Origin of the sequence: Plantactinospora sp. GCM10030261 (assembly GCF_042666615.1) — a bacterium.
Taxonomy (GTDB): Bacteria; Actinomycetota; Actinomycetes; order Mycobacteriales; family Micromonosporaceae; genus KBS50.
The window spans coordinates 229,945-240,851 of the sequence record NZ_JBHTDD010000002.1; the positions used below are offsets into that span (position 1 = coordinate 229,945).

The 10,907-nt window shown below is 70.6% G+C and carries 14 protein-coding genes; 10 read left to right on the forward strand and 4 right to left on the reverse strand.

The genetic code is table 11. The features are described 5' to 3' along the window. Positions 1–2 precede the first annotated feature (2 nt). The gene (locus ACFQUZ_RS04580) at positions 3–917 is read left to right on the forward strand and encodes an aminoglycoside phosphotransferase family protein (RefSeq protein WP_377437893.1); all 915 of its coding nucleotides are present in this window, start codon (positions 3–5) and stop codon (positions 915–917) included. A gap of 234 nt (positions 918–1,151) precedes the next feature. Here ACFQUZ_RS04580 and ACFQUZ_RS04585 read toward each other — a convergent pair whose 3' ends face one another. Continuing rightward, positions 1,152–1,916 (reverse strand): SDR family NAD(P)-dependent oxidoreductase, encoded by a 765-nt coding sequence (locus tag ACFQUZ_RS04585; RefSeq protein ID WP_377437896.1) that lies wholly within the window; start codon positions 1,914–1,916, stop codon positions 1,152–1,154. A 54-nt stretch (positions 1,917–1,970) separates the two neighbouring features. On the opposite strand from ACFQUZ_RS04585, the gene ACFQUZ_RS04590 reads away from it, so the two are divergent. From ACFQUZ_RS04590 to gap, 3 genes are all read left to right on the forward strand, one after another. After that, a complete protein-coding gene (locus ACFQUZ_RS04590) occupies positions 1,971–2,567 on the forward strand; it encodes a TetR/AcrR family transcriptional regulator (RefSeq protein ID WP_377437898.1) in 597 nt (198 codons plus the stop codon). A gap of 77 nt (positions 2,568–2,644) precedes the next feature. Further along, entirely contained in the window at positions 2,645–3,238 is a 594-nt protein-coding gene (locus ACFQUZ_RS04595; RefSeq protein ID WP_377437900.1) for a TetR/AcrR family transcriptional regulator, read from the forward strand. A 5-nt stretch (positions 3,239–3,243) separates the two neighbouring features. Continuing rightward, the gene (gene gap / locus ACFQUZ_RS04600) at positions 3,244–4,248 is read left to right on the forward strand and encodes a type I glyceraldehyde-3-phosphate dehydrogenase (RefSeq protein WP_377437903.1); all 1,005 of its coding nucleotides are present in this window, start codon (positions 3,244–3,246) and stop codon (positions 4,246–4,248) included. Positions 4,249–4,265: 17 nt separating this feature from the next. Here gap and ACFQUZ_RS04605 read toward each other — a convergent pair whose 3' ends face one another. Next, entirely contained in the window at positions 4,266–4,643 is a 378-nt protein-coding gene (locus tag ACFQUZ_RS04605; RefSeq protein WP_377437905.1) for a YciI family protein, read from the reverse strand. A 415-nt stretch (positions 4,644–5,058) separates the two neighbouring features. Beyond that, complete coding sequence (locus tag ACFQUZ_RS04610) at positions 5,059–5,253, reverse strand: hypothetical protein (RefSeq protein WP_377437907.1); 195 nt, start codon at positions 5,251–5,253, stop codon at positions 5,059–5,061. Between the two features lie 170 nt (positions 5,254–5,423). Here ACFQUZ_RS04610 and ACFQUZ_RS04615 point away from each other — a divergent pair, with 170 nt between their 5' ends. The 6 genes from ACFQUZ_RS04615 to ACFQUZ_RS04640 all read left to right on the forward strand — a co-directional run bounded on the left by ACFQUZ_RS04615 (position 5,424) and on the right by ACFQUZ_RS04640 (position 10,355). Continuing rightward, positions 5,424–5,951, forward strand: coding sequence for a TlpA family protein disulfide reductase (locus ACFQUZ_RS04615; RefSeq protein WP_377437909.1), 528 nt, complete (start codon positions 5,424–5,426; stop codon positions 5,949–5,951). Further along, positions 5,948–7,753, forward strand: a complete 1,806-nt coding sequence (locus ACFQUZ_RS04620) for an ABC transporter ATP-binding protein (RefSeq protein ID WP_377437911.1) — start codon at positions 5,948–5,950, stop codon at positions 7,751–7,753. The genes ACFQUZ_RS04615 and ACFQUZ_RS04620 overlap by 4 nt, the downstream gene beginning before the upstream one ends. Beyond that, a complete protein-coding gene (locus tag ACFQUZ_RS04625) occupies positions 7,750–8,250 on the forward strand; it encodes a S26 family signal peptidase (protein WP_377437913.1) in 501 nt (166 codons plus the stop codon). The genes ACFQUZ_RS04620 and ACFQUZ_RS04625 overlap by 4 nt, the downstream gene beginning before the upstream one ends. A 127-nt stretch (positions 8,251–8,377) precedes the next feature. Further along, positions 8,378–9,205 (forward strand): BTAD domain-containing putative transcriptional regulator, encoded by an 828-nt coding sequence (locus ACFQUZ_RS04630; protein WP_377437915.1) that lies wholly within the window; start codon positions 8,378–8,380, stop codon positions 9,203–9,205. Between the two features lie 64 nt (positions 9,206–9,269). Then, a complete protein-coding gene (locus ACFQUZ_RS04635) occupies positions 9,270–9,935 on the forward strand; it encodes a class I SAM-dependent methyltransferase family protein (RefSeq protein WP_377437917.1) in 666 nt (221 codons plus the stop codon). A 39-nt stretch (positions 9,936–9,974) separates the two neighbouring features. Next, the gene (locus ACFQUZ_RS04640; RefSeq protein WP_377437920.1) at positions 9,975–10,355 is read left to right on the forward strand and encodes a VOC family protein; all 381 of its coding nucleotides are present in this window, start codon (positions 9,975–9,977) and stop codon (positions 10,353–10,355) included. 38 nt (positions 10,356–10,393) lie between these two features. Here ACFQUZ_RS04640 and ACFQUZ_RS04645 read toward each other — a convergent pair whose 3' ends face one another. Beyond that, positions 10,394–10,780 carry a hypothetical protein gene (locus tag ACFQUZ_RS04645; protein WP_377437921.1) on the reverse strand — a complete coding sequence of 129 codons (387 nt, stop codon included), beginning with the start codon at positions 10,778–10,780 and terminating at the stop codon, positions 10,394–10,396. Positions 10,781–10,907: the final 127 nt, after the last annotated feature.

A 10,907-nucleotide genomic window follows, 5' to 3' on the forward strand; every position in this document is an offset into this window, starting at 1 on the left:
GGATGGCTCATGTCGAGGTCGAGATCACCGCGGATCTGGTTCGGGACCTGGTTCGTGACCAGCATCCAGACCTCGCCGATCGTGCCGTGCGGTGGGGTGCCCGTGGCTGGGACAACCAGCTGTGGCGCCTCGGTGACGACCTGGCCGTCCGGCTTCCCTGGGCGACCGGGTCCGCGGACGCGCTGCTACGCAACGAGTACTCCTGGGTGCCCACGCTGGCACCCCGCCTTCCGCTTGCGGTGCCAGTGCCGCAGCGTTTCGGCGAGCCCTCCGAGCGGTTCCCCCGACCTTGGCTGATCACCACCTGGGTTCCAGGAACACCCGCAGACCAGGCTCCCGTCACGCGGGCGTCCGTCGCGGCCGAATCGTTGGCGGCCTTCCTGACGGCTCTTCACCAACCCGCGCCCATCGGCGCGCCAGCGGGACGGGACCGCGGCGGGCCGTTGGCCGACCACGCCCAGGGATTCGCCCATGGACTCGCGTCCGCGGTCGAGCGAGGGCTGATCCGCGACCCGGACGCCGTCCGCGCCGTCTGGCACGACGCGGTCTCCGCACCACAGTGGACCGGCCCGGCACTGTGGCTGCACGGTGACCTGCACCCGGCCAATGTCCTCACCGCGGCCGGCACCCTGTGTGGGGTCATAGACTTCGGTGACCTCTGCGCGGGCGATCCGGCGTACGACCTCGCCGCCGGGTGGCTCCTGCTACCGGACGATACGGCGGACCTCTTCCTCGCGGCCTGCCAGCCGACCCCGGACGTCGCCACTGTGCGCCGTGCCCGCGGTTGGGCGATGGCGCGTGCCCTCGGCGGCATCCTGATAGGCGACGCCGGCGTCCACGGCCGCCCCGGAGGCAAGACCACCTGGGGTCCACCAGCCCACGCCGCCCTGCGACGCCTCGTCGCCACCGTCCGCTGATCGGTGAGCGAACGCCGGTCAGATCCTTCGATCCGGCCGAACTCCGCGTCTACGGGTCCGACGTCACGTCTCGCCCCGGGCGGGGGGGTTGACCGAGATCAGTCAAGCGCCGGCCGCGGACGCGACGTAACGGAACGGCGGCCGGCGGCGGGGTCCGTTCCTGGAAGCGACACGCTGGAGGTCATGGGTCGCTGAGCCGGCGCCCGCCGGGAGATGGCGGGCGCCCTGTGGTGCTCAGATGCGCGGGCCGAGGAACAGGCCGCCGCTCGCGTCGATGACCTGTCCGGTGATCCAGCGCGCGGCGTCGGAGGCGAGGAACGCGACCACGTCGGCGATGTCGTCGGGTGTCCCCAGCCGATCAAGCGCCGTCATCCCGGTGATCAGCTCGGTCAGGCCGGGTGTCTCGAAGATCGGCCCGTTGGTCGGGGTCCGGGTGGCGCCGGGCGCGACCGCGTTCACCGTGATGCCCCGGGCGCCGAGCTGGTTGGCCAGGGTCAGGGTCATCGTTTCGACAGCGCCCTTGGTCATGGCGAATGACGTCTGGGTGGCGTTGGCCATTCGTGTCGCCGCGGACGAGATCGTGATGATCCGGCCGCCGTCGCGGAGCAGGGGCAGCATCCGCTCGATGATGAAGTACGGCGCTCGCACGTTTACCGCGAACAGCTGGTCGAATGCAACCCGCGTCGTGGCGCCGAGCGGCCCGGCGGGTGGTGCCGCCGCGTTGTTGACGAGGATGTCGAGCGGCTCCCCGGCCAGGGTGGCCTCGACCCCCGCCGAGAGCGTCTCGATATCTCCGTCCAGGCCCAGCTCCGCGCCGACGGTGTACGCCGTACCGCCGGCTCGCGCGATCTCGTCGGCCGTCGCTGTGGCGCCCTCCTTGTCCGTGCCGAAATGCGCGATGACCGTGGCGCCCCGTGCTGCCAGCCGGATCGCCGTTGCCCGTCCGATGCCACGCGAGGCGCCGGTCACCAGGGCGGTCCGACCGATGAGATCATCCATGGTGTTAGTTGCTCCCTAAATGTTAGTGACTATCAGTGCGGTAGTGTCTATCACATGATGGAGCGGCATTCAACCCTGCGGGAGCAACGTCGGACCGAAACGCAGCGCATGATCCAGGCGCATGCAATGCGGTTGTTCGTCGAGCGCGGGTACGACGGCACCACCGTGAACGACGTCGCCGAGGCTGCCGGCGTGTCTCCGATGACGGTGTACCGGCACTTCCCGACGAAGGAGGACCTCGTGCTTGTCGATCAGAATGGCCCGCTGGTCGCCGAGCGGATTGCCGCCACGCCCGCCGGGCAACCCCTGGTGCGCCGCATCGGCGGCGCGCTCGTCGAGTCGGCGCGGACGCTGACTGCCGGGGATGACCGGTTCCTGCTGGCCCGCCTGCGGCTGATGATCTCAACTCCCGCCTTGCGCGCCAGGCACCTCGACAACCACTACGTGCTTCAACGGGCCATCGTGGACGGCCTCGGGGACGAGGCCGCCGATCCGGACGCGGCGTTCCGTGCCGAGGCCGCGGCCAGCGCCTGTCTGGCCGCCATGCACACCGCGCTGGTGCGGTGGGCGAGAGACGACGGGCACACCGATCTGCCCGACTTGATCGAGGAAGCGCTGGCGGCGACCTTCGGTGACGAGGCCACCCGGTAGGGGTGACCGGCGTTGGTGGGTGGCGGCGTGTGGCAACGAGGTTGCGTTGTACCTACTGGTATGTACAGAATGGCGACATGGATTCACGCCAGGTGCTGGTCGAGACGATGAGCCAGCTCATGTGGGAGCGCGGCTACGCCGACACGAGCCCGCGTGACGTGCGGGACCGGTCCGGCGTGGGCCAGGGGAGCATGTACCACCACTTTCCGACCAAGCGGGACCTCGCGGTCGCCGCTCTCGAGCGCAATGTCGCCGATCTGCTGCCGGCCGCGTCGGAGCTCGACGGTCCGGGTGACCCGATGGCGCGGATCGAGGCCTATCTGATGCGTCCCCGGGACGCCCTCAAAGGCTGCAAGGTCGGCCGGATGACCCAGGACCCCCAGGTCCGCGAGGACCCGGTGTTGCTTGCGCCGGTGGCCCGAGCGTTCGCCCAGGTCCACCTCAGCTGGGTGAAGGTCCTGCGGGAGGCTGTCGCCGCGGGGGAACTGCGGGACGACCTCGATCCGGAGCGTCTCGCCCACACGCTGATGGCCGTCCTGCAGGGCGGCTACGTGCTCGCGATCGCGCAGCAGGACCCAGGCCCGTTCGACGACGCCCGCGCCGGCGTCCTCGACCTGCTCCGAGGGGCGGCGCCAGCCACGCCGAACGACACGAACAAGCGGAGGAAGTGAACACCATGACGGTACGCATAGGAATCAATGGGTTCGGCCGGATCGGGCGCAGTTACCTGCGGGCCGCCCTGGCGAACGATGCCGACGTGGAGGTGGTCGCGGTCAACGACCTCACGGACGCCCGGACCCTGGCCACCCTGCTCGAGTGGGACTCGATCTCCGGTCACCTCGACGGCGTCACCTTCGACGGCGACGCGATCATCGTTCAGGGCACCCGGACGAGGGTCTTCGCGCACCCGGACCCGGCCACAATCCCCTGGGGGGACGTCGGCGCCGATGTCGTCATCGAGTCCACCGGCCGCTTCACCGACGGCGTCACGGCGGCGGCCCACCTCAAGGGTGGCGCCCGGAAGGTCGTCATCTCGGCGCCGGCGAAGGGTGACGTCCCCACGTTCGTCCTCGGGGTCAACGACGACACGCTCGACCCGGACAGCCACGACGTCTTCTCCAACGGCTCGTGCACCACGAACTCGCTCGCGCCGCTGGCGAAGGTGCTCAACGACTCGTTCGGCATCGAGTCCGGCCTGATGACGACGGTCCACGCCTACACGGGCGACCAGTTACTGCACGACGCCCCGCACTCCGACCTGCGGCGGGCCCGGGCGGCGGCCGTCTCGACCATCCCGACGTCGTCGGGTGCGGCGAAGGCGATCGGCAAGGTCATCCCCGAACTCGACGGGCGCCTCACCGGCGCGGCGCTGCGCGTCCCCGTCCCGGTGGGTTCGATCACCGATCTCACTGTGGTCCTTCGGCGAGGCGCCAGCGTCGAGGACGTCAACGGGGCGTTCCGCGAGGCGGCCGCCTCCCCGCGGCTGCGGCGCTACCTGCAGTACTCCGAGGCGCCGCTGGTCTCGGCCGACATCGTCGGCAATCCCCACTCGTCGATCTTCGACGCGCCGTTGACCGAGGTCGTTGGCAACCAGGCCAAGGTGTTCGGCTGGTACGACAACGAATGGGCATTCTCCCACCGCCTGGTCGAGTTCTCCGAGCGAATCGCCACCGCCATCTGACACCCGCGTTCTCCGGTTCAGGCCGATCGCCTGTCAGCCTGGCGGAGCATCGCGTCTGTCTCGGGATCGGGCAGGATCTCCCGGACCTCCTGCGCACAGCGGCAGGCGTCAGCGATCTTGGCGGCCCACCTCAGCGCCTCCTCGTGTGAGGTCACGTCGACGACCACGAACCCGCCGATGACCTCCTTGGTCTCCGGGTACGGGCCGTCGGAGACGAAGCCGTCCGTGGCGACGACGCTCGCCCGCTGGCGCTCGAGTCCAGCGCCGAACACGAACACGCCGGCGGCCACGGCCTCCTGGATCACCGCGTGCGAGGCCTTGCCCACATCGGGCATCTCGTCGCCCGGGATGTGGTCCATCGCGCCGTCATTGAACGAGATCAGGTACCGCGTCATCTTCGTGACTCCCTTGTTCCGGCGGCTTCTCCGGCCGCCCTCACATGTGCTACGAACGGCCCACACCTGATCCGACACCGTCAGCGAACTTCCCGTGACCTCCGGCCGGCCCGACGACCGGGCGGCACCAGGATCCGCACGCCTGCGCGGAAAGCAGCGGCCCCCCGTGATCCTGCCAGGGCTCGTCCGACGCCGGAGTGCCCGGGCCCGATCTCCGGCCGTGAACTTTTGCGAGCCTGGCTTCGTCCGCGTTCACCCAGCGGATGCGGCACGACTGTTCGTACTCGTTCCAGTCCTCGATCTCGACGCGCCAGTCCCGGCGAGGCGCACCGAGCCCCGCGACCAGGGCCAGCCGAGCTGACGCGGTCCCGGGGCTCGGTCGGGGGGATTGCGCCTCCCGCCGGTGGTCAACCGGTCAGCAGCCGCACCCGTCGTTCGTCCACGGGGTGCAGTACCCGCTGCCGTCGTGACACTGGCGCCGCTGAGCCTGGCCGCGGCCACCGCAGCCGGTGGGCAGGCACCGGTACTGCGGGATCCAGACGGCCGACGCCTTCACCTCGGGAACGACCAGGCCGACCAACCGGTCGGACAGCGCACGAAACATCGACACGCTCCACCTTCTTTCCTCTGGCGACCGCGGGGGGTGCGGTCACGTGGCGCCGAAGGTAGTCCGCCGACGTACGTGATCAATACACGGCTCGATGTAGGCGCCATGTATCTCGACCTGCGTACAGTCACGCGGCCGCACGTCGCACACCCGCACCCCGGAGGAGCACTCCCATGCCGTTCCTGACCGCCGCCGTCGTCCTGGTGGGCGCGCTCGGCCTCGTGAACCTGCTGTTGACGCTGGGCCTGACCCGGCGGATGCGCCAGTATGGGCACCTGCTCGACGGACTGGAGCCGGCGGAGCGGGGTGCCTCGACGAGGCCGGTCGGCTCCGACGTCTCGCCGTTCACCGCCACGGCGGTCGACGGAACCGTCGTCGGCCTCGACTGGTTCAGGGAGCCGACCCTCGTGGGCTTCTTCTCACCCGGCTGCTCCGCCTGTAAGGACGTGTTGCCCGGTTTCGTGGCGGCCGCCGCAACGAAGCGGGCGCTCGCGGTCGTGGAGAAGGGGCCCGAGCCGGCCGACGAGTACGTCGAGCCGCTGGCCAAGGTCGCCACGGTGCTTGTCGACGACCAGGCCCACGAGGCGATCACGGCGTTCGCGGTACGGGCCTTCCCCGCGGTGTGCGCTGTCGACTCCCAGGGCGTGATCACCGAGACCGGCGTTCAGGTGGCCCGGCCCTCCGCCGCGGTGCCGGCGTGAGGTTGGTACGGACCCTCGGCGGGGCGGTCGGCCTCGCGGCCCGGGCGGCACCGGTCGCCTTCGCCGTCCTCGTCACGTTGTCGGTGGCCGCGGCCGCCGTACCGGTGGTGGCGGCCTGGTTCACGAAGGGCATGCTCGACGAACTGGCGAGCCCGCGACCGGCCTGGTCCGCTCTCGCCGGCATCGTCGGTGGTCTGCTGGCGGCCGGTCTGGTCGCTGCCCTGCAGCCGCATCTGTCGCAGTATGTCCAGGAGGATCTCGGGCGCAAGGCCAGTCTCGTCGCGCAGGACCGGTTGTACCGCGCGGTCAACCGTTTCCAGGGGCTGGGCCGTTTCGAGGATCCCGCCTTCCTCGACCGGCTCCGGATGGCCCAGCAGACCGGCCAGGAGACGCCGGGGCAGATTATCCTGACGACGCTCGGGCTGATCCGTACCGGCGTCACCATTGTGGGTTTCTTCGGCATGCTGCTCGTGGTTGCCCCACAGATGGCCTGGATCGTCGTCCTGGGCGCCGTGCCCACGTTCATCGGGGAGGTCCGGCTGGCTCGCAGACGGGTCCAGACGACCCTCGAGATCAGCGGGCTGGAACGTCGGGAGACCTTCTACGCCCGGCTGCTGGGCGATGTGGCGGCCGCCAAGGAGATCCGCCTGTTCAACCTCGGCGACCACCTGCGGCGGCGGATGAAACGCGACCGTACGTCGATCAACCGCCTGCACCGGCGGATGGACCGCTGGACGTTGCTCACGCAGGGCGGGCTGGCGGGGATCGCGGCCGGGATCGCGGCGGCCGGACTGTTCTGGGCGGTGCGGTCGGCCGTGGCGGGGACGCTGACCGTGGGGGATGTGTCGATTTTCGTGGCGGCGGTGGCGTCGGTGCAGACCAACCTCGGCGTGCTGGCGGGTGGGCTGGCCGTCGCGCACCAGCACCTGCTGATTTTCAGACGGTATCTCGAGGTCGTCGACGCCGCCCCCGACCTCCCGAGGGCCGAATCGCCCCGGCCGCTGCCACGGCTGTGTGACGGCATCGTGTTGCGCGATGTCTGGTTCCGGTATTCCGACGATCATCCGTGGATCCTGCGCGGCGTCGACATGACCATCCCTCATGGACAGACGATGGCGCTGGTCGGGGTCAACGGTGCCGGAAAAACCACGATCGTGAAGTTGCTGTGCCGCTTCTACGACCCGACGCGCGGCTCCATCCAATGGGACGGCGTGGACATCCGGGAGGTGCCGGTCGAGTCGCTGCGGGACCGGTTGAGCGGCATCTTCCAGGATTTCATGCACTACGACCTTCCCGTTCGGGACAACATCGCCTTCGGTGACCTCGCCGCGGCCCGCGACGAGCAGGCGGTGACTCGGGCCGCCGAGCGCGCCGGTATCCACTCGACCCTCGCCGGTCTCCCGTCCGGGTACGACACGATGTTGACCCGGATCTTCTCCGATGACACCGCGCACCCGGGTGTGGTGTTGTCGGGCGGCCAGTGGCAGCGGGTGGCGCTCGCCCGCGCCCTTGTGCGGGACGCACGCGACCTGCTGATCCTCGACGAGCCCAGTGCGGGCCTCGACGCCGAGGCCGAGTACCAGGTCCATTGTCGGTTGCGCGAGCATCGGGCCGGGCAGACGAGCCTGCTCATCTCGCACCGGCTCGGCGCGGTGCGCGACGCCGACACGATCGTGGTGCTCGACCAGGGTGTCGTGGTGGAGCAGGGTGACCACGACGCGCTCATTGCGATGGACGGGCACTACGCTCGGTTGTTCGCGTTGCAGGCCGAGGGGTACGCGGCTGTGGGAGCGCAGCGGTGACGGCGGCATTTGTCATGGGCGGCCTCGCGGTCGTGGTGGGCGCGGGAATCGGCTGGTTGCGCGCCCGCGTCGTGGTGGTCACGATCGAGGGCGGCAGCATGGAGCCGACGCTGCGGGGCCGGGACCGGGTGATGGTCCGCCGGTTGCCCGCCCGGCGGCTACGGGTCGGCCAGATCGTGGTGCTGGAGCGACCGTACCTCCGGGGCACGTGGATGTGGCGCGCCTCCGGCGGCGCGGTCCGAAGCCGTGCCTGGATCATCAAGCGTCTCGCCGCGCTGCCCGGTGACCCGATGCCGCCGGGCGTCGACCGGGAGGGCCGGTTCGCCGAGGTACCCGCCGGACGCGCGGTGGTGCTCGGCGACAACCGGGACGCCAGCACCGACTCGCGTACGTTCGGGCTGGTGCCGCTGGACCGGGTGCTGGGCGTCGCGCTGCGCCGCTACGCGGAGGACGGACCCATCACCGCGGCGACCGGCGACCGGCCGGCCGACGGATAGTTCTTCCGCCGGGGACCCGCCGGGCAGCCGACTCCGATGTGGACCGGCGGGCGCCTTGTGGATATTGAAACTGTAGACAGTCCATGGTACGCATACCCCACACGGCGAACTGACGGGGAGGACGCCCGTGGAGTTGACCGTGCGTGTGCTCGGTCCGATCGAAGTGCACCTGCTGACCGGCGTCCGGCAGGTCCGGGGAAGTAAGCCGTTGAGCCTGCTCGCCATCCTGCTGTCCCAGGCCAACCGGTCGGTAAGCGTGGACCGTCTGGTGCGGATGATGTGGGAGGCGGATCCGCCGCCGTCGGCGGTCGCCAACATCCGTACGTACGTGCGGATACTGCGTGAGGTCCTGAGCGGCAGTCCGGTGCGGCTGGAGCGCAAACCCGGAGGCTATCTGCTGCGGGTGACGGACGTCGACTGTGACCATCTGCGGTTCACCCAGCTCGTCGCGGAGGCGGGCGCCGAGGCCGCCGGGCCGCGGCGGACGATCGAGCGGCTGGAGCTGGCGCTGCACCTGTGGCGCGGGGTCGAGGCCGCCGCGGGAGTGCCGCGACACGGCGCGGTCGGCAGCTGGTTGGACGCCCTCGACGAGCAGCGGATGCGGGCGGTGGAGCGGATCGCGGAGGCCCGGATCGCGGTCGGCGATCCCGACCGGGCAGTACGGGAACTCGGTGACCTGCTGGCGGTCGCGCCCCTACGCGGCCGGGCCTGGTGGCTGAAGATACTCGCTCACCACCGGCTCGGCGAACACGACCTGGCACTGGCCGGGTACCGGTCGGCGGCGGACGTCTTCCGCGAGGAACTCGGTATCGAGCCGGATCCGGAGCTGACCGAATTGCACCACTCGCTGCTGCGGTGGGAACCCGTGTTTGTGAACGGCGAGCGGCGCCGGTCCGTCACCGCGTCCCCGATCCGCCGCTTCCCGGCACACCATCCCGGCCTCGCCGGCCGGTGAAAGCGATGACGTACCGCTGTCGGCCGGGTGTGAGTGGCGTCCGGGTCGATGGCAGGCTGGCGGCATGAACGACCGCGCCGACCCCGCGGCCCACGGAGGGTCGAGCACCGACTGGCGGGCCTGGCACGACGCGTACGACGACGAGACGTCCGAATTGTCCCGACGGCTGCGGATCGTGCGGGGGCAGATCGACCGATGGCTGACCCGCTCGGCCGGGCGGGTACGGGTGGTCAGCGCGTGTGCGGGTCAGGGCCGCGACCTGATCGGCGTGCTCGCCGGCCGGCCGGACGCCGGGCGGGTACAGGCGACGCTTATCGAGTACGACCCGCGCAACGTCGCCGTGGCCCGCGCCGCCGCGGAACGGGCGGGCCTGTCGAACCTGACGGTGCGGCAGGCGGACGCGGGGCGGCTGGCCTCCTACGTCGGTGCGGTCCCGGCGGATCTGGTGCTCATGGTGGGCGTACTGGGCAACATCACGGACGCCGACGTGCGGCGGACCGTGCTGTCCCTCCCGCAACTGTGTGCCGAGGGCGGCACGGTCATCTGGACCAGGACCCGGGAGGCGCCGGACCTCACGCCAGCGGTACGTGGCTGGTTCCGGGACAGCGGATTCGCGCAGGAGGCGTTCCACGCGCCGGAGGGCGCGCTGTTCTCGGTGGGAGTGCACCGTCTCGCGGGGCGGCCCCGGTCGCTGGACGAGTCCGGGACGATCTTCTCGTTCGTCCGGTGAGTCCGGACACGGCCCTTGCCGAGCGGTACTCTCCGCCGCATGCATCGAAGCCGGGTCTACGCGCTCCTGATCGACGCCCCCGCAGCGGAGGCGGCCCGGTCGGTGGACTTCTGGTCGGCGGCCTTCGGCGTGCCGACCCGGTCAAGCACCGCGGAGCCGGAGTTCACCGGCCTGGACGGGGCCCTGCCCGGGCTGGTGACGGCCGTCCAGTCGGTCGACGACGCTCCCCGCTACCACCTTGACATCGAGACGGACGACGTAGCGGCCGAGACGGCGCGCCTCGTCGCGCTCGGCGCGACGCAGGTGTCGCAGTGGCGGGAGTGCCGGGTGCTGCGGGCGCCGGGCGGTCACCTTCTCTGTGTCCTGCCGGTGGAGAGCGACCCGGACCACTTCGCGGAGCACGCCAGGACCTGGGCGTGACGGCGTACGCCATCCCGCGGCCGTGCTGGCGTCAGCTGTCAACCGTCCGAGGTGAACAGGCCCTGGACGCCGATGATGATCGCGATGATGCCGAAGATCGCGAGCAGCAGGCGCGGGCCGGCAGCGTCCCTGGTTTCCTCGTCCCGAGCCGGACGCCCGGTGAGGCGGTCCCACAACAGGGCGACCCCCACCGCGACCCCGACGACCTCGAAATGGAAGACCTGTGGTCCGGAGATCAGGTGCACGATGAGGTAGTACCCGCCGGCCGCCAGCGCGACGACCCCGACCACCCAGCCGAACGGGGCGAGCCGCCCGGCGACGCGACCGATTTCGTCGCCGGCGCGAGGTATCCGGCGCAGCAGGGCGACGGCGAGCAGGAAGCCGCCCACGATGTTGGCGAGGTCGAGCAACAGCGCCATGATCATAAAGGCCGCCTTCGCTGGATCCGGGCAGGCGGCCAGCGTACCCGCGGGCGCGACAATGACCGGACCCGGCCCGTGCGAGTGGGCGAACCTCTATCGATGCACGGCGATGGACAGGGTCCGGGTCGGA